The 21,493-nt window shown below is 66.8% G+C and carries 18 protein-coding genes, 2 tRNA genes and 1 pseudogene; 6 read left to right on the top strand and 15 right to left on the bottom strand.

Features of this window, described 5'->3' with window-relative positions; genetic code table 11:
- Positions 1–40: 40 nt before the first annotated feature.
- Entirely contained in the window at positions 41–1,207 is a 1,167-nt protein-coding gene (locus tag PY310_RS00450; RefSeq protein WP_275212179.1) for an ROK family protein, read from the top strand.
- 44 nt (positions 1,208–1,251) lie between these two features.
- Here the strand turns inward: PY310_RS00450 and PY310_RS21535 are convergent.
- The 8 genes and pseudogenes from PY310_RS21535 to PY310_RS00405 form a co-directional block, all read right to left on the bottom strand.
- Positions 1,252–2,822 (bottom strand): annotated as a pseudogene (locus PY310_RS21535) (Na+/H+ antiporter).
- 128 nt (positions 2,823–2,950) lie between these two features.
- A complete protein-coding gene (locus PY310_RS00435; protein WP_275212176.1) occupies positions 2,951–3,607 on the bottom strand; it encodes an SDR family oxidoreductase in 657 nt (218 codons plus the stop codon).
- A 35-nt stretch (positions 3,608–3,642) separates the two neighbouring features.
- Complete coding sequence (locus PY310_RS00430) at positions 3,643–4,203, bottom strand: dihydrofolate reductase family protein (RefSeq protein WP_275212175.1); 561 nt, start codon at positions 4,201–4,203, stop codon at positions 3,643–3,645.
- Between the two features lie 121 nt (positions 4,204–4,324).
- Positions 4,325–5,107 (bottom strand): membrane protein insertase YidC, encoded by a 783-nt coding sequence (gene yidC, locus PY310_RS00425; RefSeq protein ID WP_275212174.1) that lies wholly within the window; start codon positions 5,105–5,107, stop codon positions 4,325–4,327.
- 252 nt (positions 5,108–5,359) lie between these two features.
- Positions 5,360–5,433 (bottom strand) — tRNA-Met (locus tag PY310_RS00420).
- A gap of 61 nt (positions 5,434–5,494) precedes the next feature.
- A tRNA-Thr gene (locus tag PY310_RS00415) sits at positions 5,495–5,566 on the bottom strand.
- 243 nt (positions 5,567–5,809) lie between these two features.
- Positions 5,810–8,038, bottom strand: coding sequence for a DEAD/DEAH box helicase (locus tag PY310_RS00410; protein WP_275212173.1), 2,229 nt, complete (start codon positions 8,036–8,038; stop codon positions 5,810–5,812).
- 415 nt (positions 8,039–8,453) lie between these two features.
- Positions 8,454–9,107, bottom strand: a complete 654-nt coding sequence (locus PY310_RS00405; protein WP_275212172.1) for an MOSC domain-containing protein — start codon at positions 9,105–9,107, stop codon at positions 8,454–8,456.
- Positions 9,108–9,283: 176 nt separating this feature from the next.
- Here PY310_RS00405 and PY310_RS00400 point away from each other — a divergent pair, with 176 nt between their 5' ends.
- From PY310_RS00400 to PY310_RS00390, 3 genes are read left to right on the top strand one after another with little or no spacing between them, the layout of a single operon-like run.
- The gene (locus PY310_RS00400; RefSeq protein ID WP_275212171.1) at positions 9,284–9,859 is read left to right on the top strand and encodes a Tat pathway signal protein; all 576 of its coding nucleotides are present in this window, start codon (positions 9,284–9,286) and stop codon (positions 9,857–9,859) included.
- A gap of 2 nt (positions 9,860–9,861) precedes the next feature.
- Entirely contained in the window at positions 9,862–11,073 is a 1,212-nt protein-coding gene (locus tag PY310_RS00395; RefSeq protein ID WP_275212170.1) for a glutathionylspermidine synthase family protein, read from the top strand.
- A gap of 31 nt (positions 11,074–11,104) precedes the next feature.
- On the top strand, positions 11,105–12,634 hold the full coding sequence (locus tag PY310_RS00390; protein WP_275212169.1) for an APC family permease: 1,530 nt from the start codon (positions 11,105–11,107) through the stop codon (positions 12,632–12,634).
- 99 nt (positions 12,635–12,733) lie between these two features.
- Here PY310_RS00390 and PY310_RS00385 read toward each other — a convergent pair whose 3' ends face one another.
- From PY310_RS00385 to PY310_RS00365, 5 genes are all read right to left on the bottom strand, one after another.
- Positions 12,734–14,059 carry an MFS transporter gene (locus PY310_RS00385; RefSeq protein WP_275212167.1) on the bottom strand — a complete coding sequence of 442 codons (1,326 nt, stop codon included), beginning with the start codon at positions 14,057–14,059 and terminating at the stop codon, positions 12,734–12,736.
- Entirely contained in the window at positions 14,056–14,547 is a 492-nt protein-coding gene (locus tag PY310_RS00380; RefSeq protein WP_275212166.1) for a winged helix-turn-helix transcriptional regulator, read from the bottom strand. The genes PY310_RS00385 and PY310_RS00380 overlap by 4 nt, the downstream gene beginning before the upstream one ends.
- Before the next feature lie 113 nt (positions 14,548–14,660).
- Positions 14,661–15,824 carry a cystathionine gamma-synthase gene (locus tag PY310_RS00375; RefSeq protein ID WP_275212165.1) on the bottom strand — a complete coding sequence of 388 codons (1,164 nt, stop codon included), beginning with the start codon at positions 15,822–15,824 and terminating at the stop codon, positions 14,661–14,663.
- A gap of 49 nt (positions 15,825–15,873) precedes the next feature.
- Positions 15,874–17,259 carry a cystathionine beta-synthase gene (locus PY310_RS00370; RefSeq protein ID WP_275212164.1) on the bottom strand — a complete coding sequence of 462 codons (1,386 nt, stop codon included), beginning with the start codon at positions 17,257–17,259 and terminating at the stop codon, positions 15,874–15,876.
- Between the two features lie 43 nt (positions 17,260–17,302).
- Entirely contained in the window at positions 17,303–17,695 is a 393-nt protein-coding gene (locus PY310_RS00365) for a VOC family protein (protein ID WP_275212163.1), read from the bottom strand.
- A 129-nt stretch (positions 17,696–17,824) separates the two neighbouring features.
- Here PY310_RS00365 and PY310_RS00360 point away from each other — a divergent pair, with 129 nt between their 5' ends.
- Positions 17,825–18,829, top strand: a complete 1,005-nt coding sequence (locus PY310_RS00360; RefSeq protein WP_275212162.1) for a DNA-3-methyladenine glycosylase family protein — start codon at positions 17,825–17,827, stop codon at positions 18,827–18,829.
- A 29-nt stretch (positions 18,830–18,858) separates the two neighbouring features.
- Here the strand turns inward: PY310_RS00360 and PY310_RS00355 are convergent, their stop codons facing one another.
- On the bottom strand, positions 18,859–20,535 hold the full coding sequence (locus PY310_RS00355; RefSeq protein ID WP_275212161.1) for an AMP-binding protein: 1,677 nt from the start codon (positions 20,533–20,535) through the stop codon (positions 18,859–18,861).
- Between the two features lie 67 nt (positions 20,536–20,602).
- On the opposite strand from PY310_RS00355, the gene PY310_RS00350 reads away from it, so the two are divergent.
- Complete coding sequence (locus PY310_RS00350) at positions 20,603–20,881, top strand: putative quinol monooxygenase (protein ID WP_275212160.1); 279 nt, start codon at positions 20,603–20,605, stop codon at positions 20,879–20,881.
- A 91-nt stretch (positions 20,882–20,972) separates the two neighbouring features.
- Here PY310_RS00350 and PY310_RS00345 read toward each other — a convergent pair whose 3' ends face one another.
- A complete protein-coding gene (locus PY310_RS00345) occupies positions 20,973–21,413 on the bottom strand; it encodes a thioredoxin family protein (protein ID WP_275212159.1) in 441 nt (146 codons plus the stop codon).
- Positions 21,414–21,493 lie beyond the last annotated feature (80 nt).

Genomic DNA, 21,493 nt, shown 5'->3' with positions numbered 1-21,493 from the left:
TACCAATTATGGGACGGCTGAATCTGGAGGTCAAGGACGCATGAGGCACACCGGCGCACCCAGCCCCCGACTGCTGCGACGCCTCAATGCGAACGCCGTCCTGTCCTACCTGCGCGCCGCGGACGTGGGCACGGGTTCAGACCTGATGGCGTGGACAGGACTGACCCGGGCCTCGGTCATCGCGGTCTGTGAGGACCTGATCCAGCGGGGCTGGATCAGGGAACTGGAAGCTGACCGCCAGTCCGGCCAGCAGAAGGGCCGGCCCGCCCGCCGGTTCGAGCTGAATCCGCGGGCGGGCGTTGTCCTGGGGATCGACATCGGGGCGGCCACCACCACGGCCGCCGTTGCCGACCTTCGTGGAAACATCATCGCAAGGGCAAGCAGGAGCTTCCGGATCCCCGAGATTCCGGCGGCGGAGCGCATCGAGATTGTGGATCAGGCCTGCCGGGCCGCCCTGGCAGAAGCGGGCGCGGCTTCCGGGGACGTCCTGGCAGTAAGTGCCGGCCTGGCGGCGCCGGTGGACCGGGCCGGCAATGTCCTGGTGACACGGCCTTTCTGGCGCTTGTTCGACGTCGGCCTCCGGGCCGCCCTGAAGGACCTGCACGGGTGGACGGTGCTGCTGGAGAACGATGCCAACCTCGCGGCCCTGGGCGAACGCTGGCGCGGCACCGGGTCCGGCGTGGACGACCTGGTGGTGCTGCTCGCCAGCGAGCGCATCGGTGCCGGGATCATCGAATCCGGACGGCTCCTGCACGGGCTCTCCGGCGCTGCAGGCGAAATGGGCTACCTGGACCTGGTGGAAGGGGTGGGCAGCTCAGCCGGCATGGCAGTGCTGGCCCGGGAGTGGTATCTGGCCGCCACGGGGCGCCCGCTTGAGGCGCCGGAGGTCTTCGCTGCCGCCGCCGGGGGCGACCCCGCCGCGGCGGCAGTCCTGGGCCGGCTTGCCGAGCGGATGGCGCGGGTTGTGGCGTCGCTGGCTGTCCTGCTGAACCCGGAGCAGGTGGTGATCGGCGGGGCCGTGGCCGGTTCGGCCGGGGCCCTGGTCCCCGGCATCGCGGCGTGGCTTCCGCGTTTCACCGCGACAGTCCCCCGCGTCACCGTGTCCCCGCTGGGCGACGCGATTGTGACCATCGGGGCGGTCCGGCATGCGCTGGACTTTGTTGAGGCCAATGCGCTGGACCTGGTGCTCGCGGCCCGGCGTTCCTGACGCGTCAGCCCTCACGGCGGCTCTGCACCCTTATTTCTGCACCCTCATTCAGGCATGATCATGGTCCGCAGGTCCAGTTGGCGCAGCACCCTGTCCGCCACCTCGGGGTCCATGTCAGGCTCGTTGCGTGCCTGAACCACTTCCTGCCGGGCAGCATCCAGGGCAATGGTCTGGACGGCGATGGCCAGCCCGCGGCCACGGACCCTAAGGTCGGCCACGGATTCGTTCGGGAGGCTGCCGTCGAGGAGTTCAGCGTGCAGGCGGCTCATTTTTGCCTTGACCAGGGCTACTTTTTCGGGCGGCAGGTCCTTCATCAGGTCATGCTGCCTCAGTGCGGACACGGCGGCGGACTGGGCTCGTTGGGCCAGGAGGCGGGCTGCATCACGCTCCTCGGACCCGTCGTTTGAGGCATTGAGCGCCCGCATCAGCCACGGCAGCGTCAGGCCGGGCAGGACCAGCGTGGCCAGGAGCACGGCGCAGGCGATCACCAGCATGTAGTCCCGCGCCGGGAACGGTGTTCCATCAGCCAGCGTCAGGGGCAGTGCCAGTGCGAGGGCCAGGGTGGCCAGTCCGCGCATGCCGCACCAGGTCAGGATCAGGACTTCCTTGGCGGAGCTGGGCTGCAGGAGGTTCTCCCGTTTCCTGCGCCCAACGCGAGTACGCCCAGCCAGAGGAACCGCACCGCGAACACCAGGACGCAGACGAGCGCCGCCACACCCAGCATGCCCCACATATCCTTGCCTTCGTCCTGGATGACGTGCCGGATTTCGAGTCCCACCAGTCCGAAAGCCAGTCCGGTCACCAGCAGTTCCACCACGTCCCAGAAGGCGGTCCGGGTGATCCGTTCGGCTGCGTCCTCCGGCCGGGAATGGCGCTTGATCTCCAAGGCGGTGACCACAACTGCGATCACGCCGGAGGCGTGGACCTCCTCGGCCAGGATGTACGCGGCGAACGGAACCACGAGCGTCACGGCACTGCGCGCCACCATCGAGCCCACCAGGCGGGTGATCAGGGCAGTGAGCCAGCCCATGCCGATGCCAACCAGCACGGCTACAGCGGCTCCAATGACAAACTTCAGGACGACGTCGGGCCCCAGCTCCGTGCCGCCCACCGCCGCAGCCACCGCCGCCTGGAAGATGACAATGGCGGCAGCATCGTTGAAGAGGCCCTCGCTCTGGAGCACGGTGATCAGCCGGCGCGGCATGTGCACCCGGCCCGCCACGGATTCAACGGCAACCGGGTCCGGCGGGGCCACCATGGAGCCCAGGGCTATCGCCGCCGGAATGCCGATGCCCGGAATCATCAGCCAGGCAGCCCCCGCCACGACGGCCGTGGTGATGACCACAAGCGCGACGGCCAGCAAAAGCAGCGTCCGCCAGCGGACCCGGAAAACGGCCCACGAGCTGCGCTGGGCGGTGGCGAAGAGCAGCGGCGGCAGGAAGAGGGGCAGGATCAGCTCAGGGGAGATCTCCAGGTCCGGGAACCCCGGAATGAAGGTGAGGGCAGCCGCCAGAATCAGCATCAGCACCGGGTACGGCAGCCGGAGGCGGTCCCCCACGCCGACGGCCACCACCGTGGCCAGGAGGAGTCCGATGATGAGTGCCAACTGATCCATGTGCCTGCTTCCCCGGCGGGGCGGCCTGTCCCGCCACCTGGCCGGAGGCGCCTGCCGCCCGCCTCAGTTTATCCGCCCGGCACCTGTCCGTGGCGGAATCACCAGCGCTCCTCTGCGGCGGATTCGGGCTACGGTAGCGGCCCCAGTGCCGCTGCGATGGGCAGGGTGCCGTCGCGGAACTCAATGGTCCGCCCGGCCGTTTGGCGCAGGTCCAGGACCGCGGCTGCCACGCTGGCCGTGTTGCTGCGGGAGGTGGCCCCGTTCCCGTCCCGCGGCGGGTTGACTTCAATCAGGCCGCTGGCCGGCTGGTCCGTCAGGCTGCCCGGGCCCAGGATGGTCCAGGCAAGGGGTGTGCCGCGCAGGTATTCATCCGCCGCCGCCTTGGCCTCGGCGTAGGCGAAGAAGGGGTTGTCCGCCGGGACGCCGTGGTCCGGGCCGGCGCCCAGGTAGGACACCATGACGTAACGCTGCACGCCGGCCTTCACCGCCGCGTCCATGGACCGGATGGCCGCGTCCCGGTCCACCGCGTAGGTGCGCTCCGGGTTGCCTCCCCCGGCCCCGGCGGACCAGACCACGGCGTCGTGGCCGCTGATCGCATCGGCGATCTCCGCCGTCGTCGAGTTTTCAACGTCCAGGACCGACGGCGTTGCTCCCGTGGCCGCGACGTCCGCGGCGTGCTCCGGGTTCCGGATGATGGAGGTGACGCTGTGGCCTTCGGTGGCGAGGAGCGTGGACAGGTGGAGGGCCACTTTGCCGTGGCCGCCGATGATAACGATGCGGGTCATGCCCCCATTCTGCCCCCATGCGGCGTTCCACGCAGTCAGGCGAGGGTGCGGTATCTCAGATAGACCACGCCGTTGCCGAACCGGCGTTCCTCCAGCAGTTCAAGCTTGAGGGTCAGGCCGTCGGGCAGGAACCTCAGGCCGCCGCCAACGGCCACCGGGTTGAGGAACAGCTGGCACTCGTCCACGAGCCCGGCCTGCAGGGCCGCCGCGGCGAGGGTGGATCCGCCGACGCTGATCTTTCCGTCAGTACCGTCCTTCAGTTTCCGGACCGCGCCGGCATCGAAGGTCCGCTCGATCCTGGTCCGGGCCGTGGTGACGGTTTCGAGGGTTGAAGAGTAGACAACTTTGTCTGCCCCCAGCCAGATCCGGCCGTAGTCCTGGATGTACTCCGGCGCACCCGGCGTGCTGCCGAAGGTTTCCCAGACCGCCATGACCTCGTACATCCGGCGGCCGAACAGGTACGTGTCCACGTCCCGCTCGAGGTCGTTGACGAAGGTGTGGACTTCCCGGTCAGGTTCGCTCCAGCTGAAGTTGCCGTCCCGGTCCGCCACGTAACCATCGAGGGAGGCGATTCCTGTGTAGATGAGCTGGCCCATCCGCCTATTGTGCCGCCGTCGTGCGGTGTTGGATAGGTTTGCGGTGCTGGACAGGTTTGGCGCGCGCTGAGTGGCGGGCTCTCCGCGCTAAGCTCCGTCCATAACGCCGAGAGCCCGCCACTCACTTCACGAAGAACTGCTGCGCCAAGGTCCAAAGGTTGGTGGTGGTCCAGTAGACCAGGACGCCGATCGGGAAGAGGATGCCGCCCACTCCGAAGATGAGCGGCAGGACGTACAGGAACATCCTCTGCTGCCGGAGCAAGGGATTATCTGCGGACTCGTCGGGCAGGCTTCTGGCCATGATCCGTCGCTGGGTCAGGAACTGTGCGGCCGTCATGACCAGGATCATCACCACGGTGAGGACTGTGACCGCCGCCTGATCACCCCCGACCTGGTGCAGGACCGATGCTGACAGCGGGGCGCCGTGAATGCTCGACGCGTCGAACTGCACCACCTGCTGATGGCTCATCGCGCCGATGCCCTGGTCCTGTCTGGCCGCGGAGGTGATGCCGGACAGGACCTGGAAGAGGGCCAGGAAGAACGGCACCTGGATAAGCATCGGCAGGCAGGCGGAGAACGGATTGGTGCCATGCTCCTTGTACAGGGCCATCTGCTCCTGGGCCATGGCCTGCCGGGAAAGCTGATCCGTTTTGCCCTTGTACTTGTCCTGTAACTTTTTCAGGTCCGGCTGCAGGCGCCGCATCCGGCGTTGGGCGTCGACCTGTCTCAGGAACACGGGAATCAAGGCGGCACGGATGACCAGGACCAGCCCGATGATGGCGAGGGTCCAGGTCCAGCCGTTGGCAGCGGGCAGGCCGAGGCCGCTTAGGGCATCGTGGAACCAGACCATCAGGGCGGACACCAGCCACTTGAACGGAGCCAGCACCTCTGCCAGGACGTCCACTGCCACCCCCTCGCCGGATGCTGCCAAGCTACGGCGAAAAGCCACACTTGTCACGTCCAACCGTCGCAGCCATGGACCCGGATTTCTACGCCCAGCCGCGAAGGCGCCTCCTTCACCCTGCTTCTGGCCGCGGGCAACCGGGACCCAGCCCACGTCACCGACCCCGGGACCTGCAGGGTTCGTTGGTGAGGATGCCCCGTCCCGCCAACAAGAAAGCCCCCGGAATCTGAAGGATTCCGGGGGCTTAGCCTGTAGCGGTGGGGAGGCTCGATCTCCCGACCTCACGATTATGAGTCGTGCGCTCTAACCAACTGAGCTACACCGCCACGAATGAGAAAAACCTGCATCAAGCCGGTCAAAACCGCCTTGACACAGGCCCTCATTCAGAGCCCCCCACCGGAATCGATCCGGTGACCTCGTTCTTACCAAGAACGCGCTCTACCACTGAGCTAGGGGGGCAACGAGTAAATACTCTACCGGAAGATTTGGCCACCAACAAATCGGGGTCCACGCGCGGCCAAAGGCCGGAAAAACCCCCGGATTCGGGCGCCAAACAGCCCCCTGGGACCTGCTCGGGGACCGGCGGAGCCCGCGTTCGCGAACACGTGTGACGAAGCGAACACAACAAGCCGCCGTCGGTCTTAAACACCGAGGGGCCGGCTCGAAAGCCGGCCCCTCGGGGAATCGCGTCAAACTAGGCGTTTACCACTTGCCCTTGCGGTTAAAACCGCCCTGGCTGCCTTCGGTGCGGGGCTTGCGTGAGCCGTCGCCGTGGCCGCCGAAGCGGGAATCGCTGGCCTGGCCGCGGCTGGAGCCGCTGTCGGCACCAACGCTGCGCTCGGAACGGTCGCTGTACGAGCGGCCACCACGGTCAGCGGAGGAACGCTCGCCGTCGTTCTTGCGGAAGTCCTTCTTGAACCCGCCGTTGCCTTTGAAGTTGCCTCCGCCGCCACCGGAGTAACCGCCGCGGTCGCCGCCACGGCTGCCCTGGTAGCCGCCACGCTCGCCGCCACCGGAGGGCTTGCGGCCGTTGTCCAGCTCGAGGTGAATCAGCTCGCCGCCGATCCGGGTGCGGGACAGGGCGCGCAGCTGCTCGGGGCTCAGGTCCGCCGGGAGCTCCACGAGGGAGTGATCCGAGCGGATGTCGATGCCGCCGATCTGGGCCGAGGAAATGCCGCCTTCGTTGGCAATGGCACCGACGATGGAGCCCGGCATCACACGCTGACGGCGTCCGACGGCGATCCGGTAGGTGGCGTTGCCCTCGGTGAGCGTGCGGGTCGGGCCACGTGAGCCGAAGCCGTCCTTGGCGCGCTCGCGCTTCTGGTACTCAGGAGCTGCTGGCAGTTCCTTGACCAGCAGCGGCTGTCCGCCCTGGGCCATAACGGCCAGTGCGGCGGCGATCTCCGCGGCCGGAACGTTGTGCTCCTGCTCGTAGGACGCGATGAGGTCGCGGAACGCCGAGACGTCCTCTGATTCGAGGGTCTCGGTGATCTTCTCGGCGAACTTGCCCAGGCGCAGCGTGTTCACGGTCTCGGCGGTGGGCAGGTGCATCTGCTCCACCGGCTGCCGGGTTGCCTTCTCGATGGAACGCAGCAGGTACTTCTCCCGCGGCGTCATGAACAGGATGGCGTCGCCGGAACGGCCTGCCCGGCCGGTGCGGCCGATGCGGTGGACGTAGGACTCGGTGTCGTGCGGGATGTCGTAGTTGACCACGTGGCTGATGCGCTCCACGTCAAGGCCACGGGCGGCGACGTCGGTGGCCACCAGGATGTCGATGCGGCCTTCCTTCAGCGCGTCAACAGTGCGCTCGCGCTGCTGCTGCGGGATGTCGCCGTTGATGGCGGCGGCCAGGAAACCGCGGGACTTCAGCTTGTCAGCCAGGTCCTCGGTAGCCATCTTGGTGCGGACGAAGGCGATGACGCCGTCGAACTCTTCAACCTCAAGGATGCGGGTCAGCGCGTCCAGCTTGTGCGGGCCCATGACCTGCAGGTACCGCTGGCGGGTGTTGGCGCCGGTGGTGGTCTTGGACTTCACCGAGATCTCGGCCGGGTTGTTCAGGTACTGCTTGGACATGCGGCGGATCTGGCTCGGCATGGTGGCGGAGAACAGTGCCACCTGGCGGTCCGAGGGGGTCTGCTGGAAGATCTGCTCCACGTCTTCGGCGAAGCCCATGCGCAGCATCTCGTCAGCCTCGTCCAGCACCAGGTACTGAAGCTCGGACAGGTCCAGGGAACCCTTGGAAATGTGGTCGATCACACGGCCCGGGGTACCGACAACAACCTGGGCGCCGCGGCGCAGGCCGGCAAGCTGGGGGCCGTAGGCGGAACCGCCGTAGACGGGGAGGACGGTGAAGTCATCGATGTGCTTGGCGTACGAGGTGAAAGCCTCGGCAACCTGAAGCGCCAGCTCGCGGGTGGGAGCCAGGACCAGGGCCTGGGTCTTGCGGGACGGGCCGTTGAGGTCGTGGAGCTCGGCCAGGCGGGACAGTGCCGGTACTGCGAATGCTGCAGTCTTACCGGTGCCGGTCTGGGCGAGGCCCACGACGTCGCGGCCTTCAAGCAGCAGCGGGATGGTTGCTGCCTGGATGGGGGAAGGCTTTTCGTAGCCGACATCCTGCAGGGCGGCCAGGACACGGCCGTCAATGCCGAGGTCGGCGAACTTGATGGCGTTTTCGTCGTCATCTTCGGCCTTGGCGGGGGCAGCTTCAGCGGCGGGCGCTTCTTCGGCCTTGGCGGGAGCGGCTTCAGCGGCGGACGCTTCTTCGGCAACCGGCGCTTCGGTCACGGGCGCTTCTTCGGCAACCGGCGCTTCGGTCACGGGCGCTTCGTCAGCGGCGGGCTCTGCTGCGGGAACAGCGGCCTCAGTGAACTCGACGGCGGCGGTGTCGGCGCTTACCGTTTCGGTAGCAGCGTCATTCTGATTTTCGGGCATAGGGAAATTTCCTCATCCATAGGGGGCCAGGCGGCACAACCCGAGGTGAGCGGAGCCGCAGTACGTGTGCCGTGGGTGCCGGGCATACATTGACCGGCCGGTCACTGGAAGTCCGGCGCTTTCGCAATCCCGTGGCAGGACTTCCCGCTGCATCTCTTGGCTGCTATCCCAGCAGTCTGTACAGCGTTTTCTTTAGCCGGCTCTCCCTATGAAAATGCCCGCATCGCTTGTGCGGGCCCCAACACTTGCCAGTCCTGCCTCAAAAATTGGGCAGGAATAAGGGATTTCCGGAGTGGGGGATATTTCAAGTGTAGGGTACGCAGGCGCCGGGGTGCTAATTTGAACGCACGACGGCGGCGGTGAGCTTGCGCACACCGCTTTTGCGGGTGCCGCGGGAGGGGGTTTCAGCGGGCTGCTACCGTGCCAGTTGCCGCTGCAAACGCTCGAATTTCTCCTGATACTCGGGCTGCAGCCGGATCTCGCCGTCCGCCTCGGCGTCCCGCAACGCCTCCATCGATTCGAGGTCGGGTGCGCTGAACCACTTTCCGATCGTGATGCCGTGCCGTGGAACGAACAGGCGGTGGATGTGGTCGCCGGCCTGGATGGTCCCGGGCCGCACTACCCGGAGGTATGCGCCCACTCGTCCTGCCTCGGTGAAGCGTTTGACGAACCTTGGCTCGCCCATGCGCCGCTGGAATGCAGCGCATGGCGTGCGCGGTGACGTGACTTCCAGTTCGACGTCGAGTCCGATCTTCCAGCGTTCGCCGATGACGGCGCCGGTGGTTTCGATGCCCGCCACGCGCAGGTTTTCGCCGAAGAAACCGGGCGGAAGGTCGCGCTGGAGCTCACCGGCCCAGTACTCGGCGTCTGCCTGGGAGTAGGCGTAGACGGCCTGGTCCTCGCCGCCGTGGTTGATCCTGTCCGCCTGGACGTCCCCGTGGACACCCAGGGAATGGACACGAACCGGGCCCTCCACCGGGCGCTTGTCGATGGCAGTCACCCCGACTGGTCCCTCGTCGGGGAGGAGCTGGTAGACCCGGCAAACGGCAAGCACTGACGCGGTTTCCATGGCTCCAGTGTAAGTTCCCGGCCCAGTGTTCAGGTGGCGGGCCGGGCGGGGACTTCCGCCCGGCCGGAGTGTCGCAGCCGGGCGGGGCAGCGGCTAGGCTGACTTCAGGATTGGCGGCGCACCGTGGCGCCCACTTTCAGCCCGATTTTCATCATCGACTACCGAGGGGGGATGTCATGGACGAAGGTAAAGATCATACCGACGGCGCGGACCAAGCCGGCGGTGGGGACAACGCCAAGGATGCGCCCAAGCCCCCGCCGTGGCAGGTGCCCAAGCCGGAACTGCGCCCCGAACTCCTGAACGAACCTGTCACACCGGTGGATCCGTTCGCTCGTGACCGCGAGCGCCAGGTGCAGGAGATGGCCGCCCGCAAGAAGCGGTCCCAGCGCCGCACCGTCGTCGTGGGTCTTGGTGTGACCGCACTCCTCGCCGGAACCATCACCGCCATCGTGGCCAGCAACGAGGATGAGCCCGAGTACGCGCAGGTCTGCTTTAACGATGAGACCGGCGAGCGCGTGGAAGATGCCCAGTGCAACAGCTCGGCGGGCCGCAGCGGGGCACTCTATGCCTGGTACTTCTACTCCCGCGGCGCCAGCGTGCCCGCGGTGGGCCAGAACCGGTCAACGGCGCCCAACTTCACCAGGACGGTGCCAAGCGGAGCCAAAGCCTCCACCGGGTACAGCAGCAAGGGCGGAACGGTCAGCAGGGGCGGCTTTGGCAGCAGCTCCAAGGGCGGAAGCACGGGGGGCTAGGCGTGAAGCGGTTGATATCGGAGCCCAGGCCTGACTGGAAGCAGAAGATCGAAGAGCAGGGCCTGGTTTTCTCCACCACCACCATGCCGGACGGCCGGAAGATCGAGTACTGGAACGAATCCGCCTATTACGAATTCACCGTCGATGAAGTGGAGTCCCTGGAGATCCAGGCCGAGGACATGCACCGGATGTGCCTGGAGGCCGCGAAGTTCCTGGCCACCGGCGCCATGGGGAACATCGGCATAGGCCCTCAGGCCCTGGAGCTCGCCGCCGAATCGCTGCAGGCCGGGGATATGGACATCTATGGGCGCTTCGACTTCATCTACGACGGTCAGGGCGGCCCGGCCAAGATGCTGGAGTACAACGCTGACACCCCCACGGGGCTGATCGAGGCCGCCGTCGCCCAGTGGTTCTGGCTGCAGGACGTATTCCCGGAGAAGGATCAGTGGAACGGGATCCATGAGGCCCTGATCCGGCAGTGGAAGAAAATGCAGTACCGCACCGGGATGAGCACCCTGCACGTTGCCCATTCCGAGGCTGAGGAATCAGGCGAGGACTGGATGACAGCCGCCTACATGCGCGACGTGGCCAGCCAGGCTGGCTGGACCACCATCGGCATCAACATGTCCGACATCGGCTGGGATCCGAACCTCAACCGCTTTGTGGACCTGGACAACTACATGATCAGCACCATGTTCAAGCTGTACCCGTGGGAACTGATGATGAAGGAGCCGTTCGGGCACCGCCTCCTGGAGCGGGCACACAATCCCCGCTGGGTGGAGCCCGCCTGGAAGATGCTGCTCTCCAACAAGGCCCTGCTCGCCGCGCTGTGGCACCTCTATCCGGACCACCCCAACCTCCTGCCGGCCTATCTCAACGAACGCGGGCCGCTGAAGGAGTGGGTGGCGAAGCCGTTGCACGGCCGCGAGGGTGACAACATCAAAATCCACGCGGCCGGGATCAACCTGGAGCAGCCGGGCGGCTACGGCCGCGAAGGCTGGTGCTACCAGCAGTTTCATGCCCTGCCGGACTTCGACGGCAACCACCCCGTCCTGGGCCTCTGGGTGGTGGACGGCGAGTCCGTTGGTTGCGGAATCCGCGAATCAGATGGCCCCATCACCGACTACTTCTGCCGTTTTGTGCCCAACACCATCGACGCCCCGGCGCCGCTCTCGGCGGCCGCCCACTCCACTAAGACAGGTATCGCCCTATGAGCCCCCTGACACGTCCCGGCCCGGTGGCACCATGAGCGCGGAAACCACGACGGCGGGCGGCGGTTCAGGCGGCGGAGCCGGTGGTGCCGTCCCGGCGAAGGGGCTCCGGGCAGGAATCCTGGACCTCGGCGACTCGGTCATGCTGGGCCTGGCTTCAACGGCGCCCGTGTATTCGCTCGCGGCCACCCTGGGCCTGATCGTGGCCGTGAACGGCAACTACACCCCCCTGATCCTGATCCTCGGCTTCGTACCGGTCCTCTTCATCGCGTATGCGTTCCGCGAGTTGAACGGCGCCATGCCGGACTGCGGCACCACGTTCACCTGGTCCCGACGGGCGTTCGGGCCCTGGGCCGGCTGGCTGGGCGGCTGGGGCGTTGCCCTGGCCGGCATCGTGGTCCTGGCCAACCTGGCGCAGGTGGCCGGGCAGTACCTGTGGCTGCTGATCGGCGACGGTTCGCTGGCCCAGAACAAGCTGGTGGTCACGGTCACCGGGGTGCTGTTTATTGCCTTTATGACCCTGGTGAACTACCGGGGCATCAGGCTGGGTGAGCACGTCCAGCGCGTCCTGACCTACGTGCAGTACGTGTCGCTGGGGATATTTGCGCTAGCCATCATTGCCAGGATCGCGGGCGGTGCCCCTGAGGGTCAGGCCTTTGATTTTGAGTGGTTCAACCCGGCCGGCGCCTTCGCCGATCCCGGCGCGGTGGTGCACGGCTCACTGCTGGCGCTGTTCATTTACTGGGGCTGGGACACCTGCCTGGCGGTGAACGAGGAGACCGAAAACCCGGCCACCACGCCGGGCCGCGGCGCCGTCATCTCCGCCTTTGTCCTGGTGGCCATCTACGTCTCGGTGGCCCTGCTGGTGATGATGTACGCGACGGTGGGCACCGAGGGCATCGGCCTGGGCAACGAGGCGAACCACAGCGATGTGTTCCTGGCCATGAAGGACGTGGTCCTGGGTCCCTGGGGCTGGCTGATCATCGTGGCGGTCCTGGCGTCGGTCCTGTCCTCCACGCAGACCACCATCCTGCCCACGGCCCGCGGCACGCTCTCCATGGGGGTGCACGGGGCGCTGCCGCCGAAGTTCGGCGAAGTCCACCCCCGCAACCAGACCCCTGGCTTCTCCACCCAGGTCATGGGCGTTGCCGCCGTGGCGTACTACGTGGCCATGAGCATCCTGAGCGAAAACCTGCTGGCCGATTCGATCAGTGCCATCAGCCTGTTCATCGCCTTCTACTACGCCCTGACCGGTTTCGCCTGCGTCTGGTATTTCCGGGGCACGCTCCGCGCATCGGCCCGCAACTTCTGGTTCCGGGGTGCCCTTCCCCTCATTGGCGCCCTGATCCTCACTGCAGCGTTTTTCATCTCGGCCGTTCAGATGTGGGATCCGGCCTACGGCGACACACAGATTTTCGGTGTGGGCGGGGCGTTCGTCAGCGGCGTGGTCCTGCTTGCTTTGGGAGTGGTCCTCGCCGTTGTCTGCCGGTTCCTGCCCTCCACGCGCGGGTACTTCACGGGTCAGCCCGCCGCCGCGCCACCCAGCGTCCGCTCCCCCAACTAATCCCCGCCCACTCCCCCAAGTAGGTAGCGCTAACGGTCGTTTTGAGGGCCCGAAACGACAGTTAGCGCTACCTAGTTGGGACGCCGGGCCGGCGGAGGGTCAGGCTGCGGCCACCGGGACGGGTGCGGGATCCTTGTCAGACTTGTCCCTGCGGATCGTTGCGCTGATGACGGCGGCGATGGTGCACATGGCCGCCGCGCCGAACCAGGCGTAGGTGTATTGCCCGGTTGCGTCCCGGATGGCACCGGCGCCAAGGGCGGCCGCGGCCGCGCCGAGCTGATGGGCCGCGAAGACCCAGCCGAACACCACGCTGCCGTCCGCCCCGAACGTCTTGCGGCAGATGGCTGCGGTGGGCGGCACCGTGGCCACCCAGTCCAGGCCGTAAATCACCACAAACACGATCATGCTCGGCTGGACGGTGGCGCTCAGCAGCAGCGGCAGCACCAGCAGCCCGATCCCGCGGAACTGGTAATAAACGGCCAGCAGGACTTTGGGGTTGTAACGGTCGGTCAGCCAGCCGGAGGCGATGGTCCCCAGGATGTCAAAGATCCCGACGACGGCGAGCAGCCCGGCCGCGGTGGTTTCCGGCATCCCGTGGTCGTGCGCGGAGGGGATGAAGTGGGTGCCGATCAGGCCGTTCGTGGTGGCGCCGCAGATCGCGAAGCCGGCAACCAGCGCCCAGAAGGTGCGCACCCGGCTGGCCCGTTTGAGGACCTGGAGCGCGCGAACCGCGGCGTTTTTGCTGCGGCCGCTGTCCGGCACAGCCGCGGCAGCGGGCTCAGCCGTTTCCTCCGCAGGCTCCGTTGCGCCGTAAGGCAAAGCGCCGACGTCGGCCGGTGAGTTTTTGAGGAACTTCAGCACCAGCGGTACCACCGCGAGCGCGCCGGCGGCAATCAACAGGGAGGCCTGACGCCAGCCTGGATCCTGGGCCAGCATGGCGATGAAGGGCAGGAAGACGAGCTGGCCTGCGGCACTGCCGGCGGTGAGGATCCCGATCACGAGGCCCCGACTTTTGGCGAACCAGGTGTTGGCGATGGTGGCCGCGAAGACGAGGGCCATGGAGCCCGTGCCCAGGCCGATCAGCAGCCCCCAGGTCAGGAGGATCTGCCAGGACTGGCTGACCAGCACGGTCAGGGCGCTGCCGGCGCCGATCATCACCAGGGCGGTGGCCGTGACGGCGCGGATGCCGAACCGCTCCATCAGGGCGGCGGCGAACGGAGCAGTCAGGCCGAACAGCACCAGGTTGATGCTCACGGCAGCGGAGAGGACCGTGGTGGACCAGCCGAATTCCTGCTGCAGCGGGACCATCAGCACGCCCGGGGCGGCCCGGAATCCGGCGGCACCCACCAGTGCCAGGAAGGCCACGGTGGCAACGGTCCAAGCGGGGTGCAGGCGGCGCCGCTGGCGCGATCCGGTGGCAGTCATGCGCCGGCCGTGGCGAGTTCCACGGGAGCGTCCGACCGGGTGAGGCTGTGCCAGCTGGTGTTGGCGGCCGTGAGCCGCTCCCCGCAGTGGGTGCAGGTGTCCGCGGAGCCGGTCCGCCGGCCGCAGCCGGAGTGGACCACATACATGTGGGCCTGCCCGGAAGGCGCGGGCAAATGCTTTTCGGACCAGATGGCCACGGCATTGAGGACGGGGAGGGCGTCCTCCCCCTTGGTGGTCAGGACGTACTCCTGACGCGGCCGTCCGCCGTCGTCGTAGGCCTTTTTGGCCAGCAGCCCGGATTCCACGAGCGTGGCCAGGCGCTTGGTGAGCACGGAGTCGGCCACCGCCAGCCGGGACTTCATGGCGTCGAAGCGCCCGTTGCCAAAGAAGACCTCGCGGAGCACCAGCAGGGTCCACGGATCGCCGAGGACATCGAGGCCCCGTGCCAGGCTGCAGGTGCGTTGGGACCAGTCGGATCGGAGTGCCATAAAGGCACCCTAGCTAACTTTCTTCAAGAAAGCCAGCTTCTTTCGGGGAACGCGAGTGAGCACTTCGCGGTGGTGTTTCGCTGCGCGACTAGCGCGAAGTGCTCTCTCGCGGGTTACTTCAGGAACGTAAACGCGTGCTCCAGGTCCGCGATGAGGTCCTCCACGTCTTCGATGCCGCAGGAAAGTCGGATCAGGTTGACCGGGACGGCCAACTCGGTGCCCTTGACCGAGGCGTGGGTCATCTCCGAGGGGTAGTTCATCAGCGATTCGATGCCGCCGAGGGATTCCGCCAGCGTAAACACCGAGGTGTTCTCCGCGACGGTCCGGGCCGCCGCCTCGCCGCCCTTGAACTGGACGGACACCATGCCGCCGAACTTCTTCATCTGCTTCTTCGCCAGGTCATGGCCGGGGTGGGAAGGCAGGCCCGGGTACAGCACCGCCTCCACCTCGGGACGCTGCAGCAGCCATTCGGCGACGGCCTGGCCGTTGTCGCTGTGCCGGTCCATGCGCACGCCGAGCGTCTTCAGGCCGCGGGTGGTGAGGAAGGCATCCATGGGCCCGGACACGGCACCCACGGCGAACTGCACAAAGCCGATCTTCTCGGCGAGCTCCGCATCCTTGACCACAATGGCGCCGCCCACCACGTCGGAGTGGCCGCCGATGTACTTCGTGGTGGAGTGCACCACGACGTCGGCACCCAGGGCGAGCGGGTTCTGCAGGTAGGGCGACGCGAAGGTGTTGTCCACCACCAGGAGGGCACCGGCGTCGTGCGCCACCTTGGCGAGCGCCTCGATGTCGGTGATTTTCATCAGCGGGTTGGAAGGGGTCTCCACCCAGACGAAGCGGGTCTTGTTCGCGGCCACGGCTTTGCTCACCGCATCCAGGTCCGCCATGTCCACGGGGGTGTTGCCGATCCCCCAGTCGCCCAAGACCCGGCTGATGAGCCGGTAGGTGCCGCCGTAGGCGTCGTTGCCCAGAACGATGTGGTCTCCGGGCCGGGTCAGCGCCCGGATCAGGGAGTCCTCCGCGGCGAGGCCGGAGCTGAAGGAATAGGCGTGGGTGCCGCCCTCGAGCGCCGCGAGCTGCTCCTGCAGGGCGTCACGCGTGGGGTTGGTGCCGCGGCCGTATTCGTAGCCGTCGCGGAGGCCGCCGATGCCGTCCTGGGCGTAGGTGGAGCTGAAGTGCACGGGGGGCACCACAGCACCGGTGCGGGGTTCGAAGGCCTGGCCGGCGTGGACGGCGCGGGTGTTGAAGCCCTGGTTTTCAGAAGCAGACATGGGTAATCCTTTCGTGGCGGGGTGGCGGCAGGTTGCCCCGCCTGGCCTGTTAGTTGCTGAGGTAGGCGAGGAGGTCGTGGCGGGTGAGGATACCCACGGGCGCGCCGACGAAGGTGACCATCAGGGTGTCCGCGTCGGAAAGCATCGCGCGGGCTGCGGAGATGCTTTCCAGTGAACCGATGACCGGGAGCCGCTCCCCCATGTGCTCGGAGACCTTGTCCGTGAGCTTCGCCTCGCCGCGGAACAGCTTGGATGTCAGGGTGCGCTCGTCCACGGCGCCGAGGACCTCGCCCATCACCACGGGCGGTTCCTGCGAGAGGACCGGGATATGGCTGACGCCGAACTCGTTCATGATGTTGATGACATCGCGGACCGTCTCGTTCGGGTGGATGTGGACCAGGTCCGGCAATTCGCCGTTCTTGGTTTTGATGACCTCGCCCACGGACGCTTCCTCGCCGGCGGAGAGGAAGCCGTAGGAGCGCATCCACTGGTCGTTGAAGATCTTGGCCAGGTAGCCGCGGCCGGAGTCCGGGAGGATGACCACCATGACGGCGCTTTCGGGGAGCTCACGCGCGGCCTGGAGGGCTGCCACCACGGCCATGCCCGAGGAGCCGCCCACCAGCAGGCCTTCCTCGCGGGCCAGCCTGCGGGTCATCTCGAACGAGTCGGCGTCGCTGACGGCAATCACCTGGTCCGGCACGGACTTGTCGTAGTTGTCCGGCCACATGTCCTCGCCCACGCCTTCGACGAAGTACGGGCGTCCGGTTCCGCCGGAGTAGACCGAACCCGCGGGGTCCGCCCCGATGATCCTGACCACGCCGCCGTCGGCCTCGGCACGGTCCGCGGAAGCCTCTTTGAGGAACCTGCCGGTGCCGGTGATGGTGCCGCCGGTGCCGGCGCCGATCACGCAGTGGGTGATGCGGCCGTCCGTGTCGCGCCAGATTTCCGGGCCGGTGGTCTCGTAGTGGCTGCGCGGCGCGGCCGGATTGGAGAACTGGTCGGGCTTGTAAGCGCCGGGGATTTCGCGCACGAGCCGGTCCGAGACGCCGTAGTAGCTCTGCGGGCTGTCCGGGGGAACGGAGGTGGGCGTGACCACTACCTCGGCGCCGTAGGCCTGAAGCACGGCGCGCTTGTCCTCGCCCACTTTGTCGGGCACCACAAAGATGCATTTGTAGCCCTTTTGCTGGGCCACGAGCGCCAGCCCCACGCCGGTGTTGCCCGACGTGGGCTCCACGATGGTTCCGCCGGGCAGCAGTTTGCCGGTCCGTTCGGCCTCCTCGATCATCTTCACCGCGATGCGGTCCTTGATGGAGCCGCCGGGATTGATGTATTCCAGCTTGACCAGGACGGTGGCTTTGATGCCTTCCGTCACGTGGTTGAGCTTGATGAGCGGCGTGTTTCCGATGAGGTCCAGGACGGACTGCGCGTACTTCATAGATACAAAGCTACCGCCTGCCGTGACGGGCTCTGCCCCGCCGTCAGATTGCGGCCGAGGAATCCGTCTGCCAGAGGCCCATGATGTTGCCCTCTGTGTCTTTGAAGTAGGCGAACCAGCCCATGCCCGGAACGGCGGCTTTGGGCTGGGCCACCTGGCCGCCGGCCGTTTCAATCTGCTTCAGTGCCGCGTCAACATCATCCACATCAATGGTGATGATGGGCGATGTGAGGCTGTCCGTGCGCGGGAACAGGGCCCCGTTGATGGCCCCTGGCGCGCTGGGCATGCCTGTCTGGTCGTCCGAGGGCGTGGTGATTGCGCTCGTATAGTCCATCCCCTGCATCGGGACGAGGGTCCAGCCGAACGCGCTTTGGTAGAAGGTGTTGGCCCGTTCTTTGTCGGCGGTGGGAATCTCGAAATGCACAACTCCGGCCATTGCATGCTCCTTTGAATGCGAATGGGAAGGCGCGGACGCCCCGCGCCACTTGGAGTCTAGTCCCGGTCCCCGGGGTCCGTAAGGGGCTCCCGGAGCTCTGTTGTCAGCCCGCCGTGGGACGATGAAGGCATGACCATTGCTGACGCTCCCGCCCGGCTGGCCGCCGCCGCGGACGCGTCCCTCCGGTGGCATCCGGACGGCCCCTACAGCCTGCGCCAGACCCTGGGCACGCTCCTGCGGGGCACGGGGGATCCGTCGTTTTCATTCCGCCCGGACGGAATGTGGAGCGCCTTTACGACGCCGGATGGCCCGGTGACGCTGCGCCTCACCAATGCCGGCGCTGACGGCGGCGCGGGGGGCGGCGGCGCTGACGGCGGCGCCGTTGACGCCCAGGCCTGGGGCCCCGGTGCAGCCGCCGGGCTCGCCGGCGTGCCGCGGCTGCTGGGCGCGGGCGACGATTGGACGGCATTCGACGAACCGGCCTTCCACGCCACCCTTCCCCGCATGGTCCGTGAGGCCCGACGCCGGAACCCGGCGGTCCGCCTGCCCTCCACCGGGCGCATGGTCGACTGCCTCGTGCCCACCATCCTGGAGCAGAAGGTCACCGTCATCGAAGCCCGCCGCGGCTACCGGTACCTGATGTACCGCTTCGGCGCCGCCGCACCTGCGGCCGGCGCGGCGGCACCCGAAGGTCTCCGCGTTCAGCCCACCCCGGAGCAGTGGCTGCGCATCCCCTCCTGGGAGTGGCACCAGGCCGGAGTCGGCCCGCAGCGCTCGGCGACGGTCATGCGGGCGCTGCAGTCCGCCGTCGCGCTTGAACGCCTGTCTGCCCTCCCGGCTTTGGAGGCGGCCGAAAAGCTGCGGGTCATCCCCGGCATCGGTGTGTGGACCGCGGCCGAAGTGGTGCAGCGGACCCACGGCTGCCCGGACTCGATTGCGGTGGGCGACTATCACCTTGCCGCCTACGTGGGCGCCGCCCTGACCAGCCGGCGGACGGACGACGCCGGGATGCTGGCCCTGTTGGAGCCGTGGGCCGGGCACCGGCAGCGCGTGGTGCGGATGCTGTATCTGAGCGGCTTCCGTAAACCCACCTATGGTCCGCGGATGACCATCCAGGACCACCGCCGGCACTGACCCGCCAAACTGCAAGTCCCGGAGGTGTACTAGAGGCCCAGGCGGGCCACGGCTTCCTCTCGCATCTCCACCTTGCGGATCTTCCCGGAGACGGTCATCGGGAAGCTTTCGCGGACGTCCACATAGCGGGGGATCTTGTAGTGCGCCAGCTTGCCGCGGCAGAACTCGGCGATGGCGGCTTCGTCCAACCGCTCCGCACCGGGTTTGAGGATGATGCAGGCCATGAGTTCCTCGCCGTATGCGTCATCCGGGACCCCGATCACCTGCACGTCCTGGATGGCCGGGTGGGTGTAGAGGAACTCCTCGATCTCGCGCGGATAGATGTTTTCGCCGCCGCGGATCACCATGTCCTTGATCCGGCCCTCGATCACCACGTAACCGTCCTCATCCATCCGGGCGAGGTCGCCGGTGTGCATCCAGCCGTCCGCGTCGATGGCTTCGGCTGTTTTCTCGGGCTGGTCCCAGTATCCCTGCATCACGGCGTACCCGCGGGTGCAGAGCTCGCCGATTTCCCCGCGTTCCATGACCTCCCCCGAGCCGGGATCGACGATCTGGCTTTCCAGCCGCGGCATGGTGCGGCCAACGGTTTCGGTCCGCTGCTCCATCGTGTCCCCGCCGCGGGTCATGGTGGATACCGGCGAGGTTTCGGTCATTCCGTAGCAAATGGCCACGTCCTTCATGTTCATCTCGGTGATGACCCGGTTCATCACCTCGATGGGGCACAGCGACCCCGCCATCACGCCGGTGCGCAGCGTGGAGAGGTCGTACGAGGCGAAGTCGGGCAGTGCGAGCTCGGCGATGAACATGGTGGGCACCCCGTAGAGGGACGTGCCGCCGAAGTCCTGGACGGCTTCCAGCGCGGCAGCCGGGGTGAACCCGCGCCCCGGAATGATGGTGGCGGCGCCGTGGCTGAGAGCGGCCAGGTTCCCGATGACCATCCCGAAGCAGTGGTAGAACGGCACCGGGATCACCACCCGGTCATGCTCCGTGTAGCCCAGCAGTTCGCCGATGGAATAGCCGTTGTTCAGGATGTTGTGGTGGGTCAGCGTGGCACCCTTAGGAAACCCGGTGGTGCCTGAGGTGTATTGCAGGTTAATGGGATCGTGCGCATCCAGTTCAGCCATCCGCGCCTTCAGGCCGGAATGTCCGACGCCGTCAGCCCGCTTGAGCAGCTCGGCGTACGTCAGCTCCGCCTCACGCTGGGGGACGCCGGCGTCGAGCCCGTCCGCATCGGGGGCCGGCAGGAAAACGAGTTCCTGCAAGGCCGGGCAGGCGCCCAGCGCCTGGCGTGCCATGCCCACATAATCGCTGTTGCGGTCCGACGGTGCCGTGACCAGCATCCGCATGCCGTTCTGCTTCACCACAAACTCGAGTTCGTGGCTGCGGTAGGCCGGGTTGACGTTGACCAGGATGGCGCCGGCCTTGGCGGTGGCGTACTGCAGCAGGGTCCATTCGGCGCAGTTCGGGCTCCAGATGCCCACGCGGTCACCCTTGGCGACGCCCGAGGCGAGGAGCGCACGGGCCAGGCGATCGACGTCGTCGTTCATCTTCGTGTAGCTCCAGCGGCGGGCATCGCCGCCCGGGACCGCCGCGGCCTCAATCAGCGCGTCGTGAAAAGGGAAACGGGCCACCACCTGCTCGAAGTTCTGTCCGATGGTTTCCTCAAGGAGCGGAACGTCAGTGTCCCCGGCTGTGTAAGCGCGCATGCTGGCACGCTACCAACATCAGGACCTGAGGAGAAGCATCCGCGCGCCGGCCGGTATTGTGAAATCCATGAGTGCACCCATCGACCTGCAGGCAACGTTCATCCCCAACAACGGCGAGTTCTTCCGCGTGAAGCTCGCCCTTGAAATAGCCATCGACGAGGTGGTGAACGAGCCCGGCTGTATCCGGTACGAGCTGACCGAAGCCACCGAGGAGAAGCTGGTCCTGACGGAGCAGTGGGCGTCCGAGGAGGACCTCACGAAGCATTCCAAGGGCATCGCCGTTCAGGACCTTAACGAATCCCTGAGCGCGCTGCTGGCCGAGCCGGTCAAGATCGAACGGCTCTAACTCGCCGCAAACCACAACGCGGGGTCACATTCAGCCCGAAAAACCGAGGATATCGGGCTAAATGTGACCCCGCGTTGCTGTTAAGTGGGGCTTAGAAGTCAGGGATCTGCGTGCCGTCCTGCGGACCGCTGCTCTTGGGACCGGCAGGGTCGGCGGCGGCCTGCGCGGCTTCCGCCTGCGAGCGCGCCACGTGGGCGTGGACCTCGTCCATGTCCAGGGCCTTGACGGCGTCCACAACCTGCTCCAGCTGCTGGGCATTCAACGCACCGGGCTGGGAGAAGACCAGGACCTTTTCGCGGAAGGCCATCAGGGTGGGGATGGACGTGATGCCGGCCTCGGCGGCAAGCTGCTGCTCGGCCTCGGTGTCCACTTTGGTGAAGAGGACGTCGGAGTGCTTCTCCGACACAGCGCTGTACGTGGGCCCGAACTGCTTGCAGGGACCGCACCATTCAGCCCAGAAATCCACCAGGACAATATCGTTGCCTTCGATGGTCGATGCGAACTGTTCACCTGTGATATCTACGGTTGCCATGATTCCAACGGTACGCGAGGCACAGGCGGATGTCCCGGCCGCAGGCGCCCTGTTCGCTGCCCGCGTCATCGGGAATATCT

Source organism: Pseudarthrobacter naphthalenicus (genome assembly GCF_029076445.1).
GTDB classification, from domain to species: Bacteria; Actinomycetota; Actinomycetes; order Actinomycetales; family Micrococcaceae; genus Arthrobacter; species Arthrobacter naphthalenicus.
The sequence above is the reverse complement of the archived record's forward strand: the minus strand, read 5'-3'. Positions and strand labels throughout refer to the sequence as shown.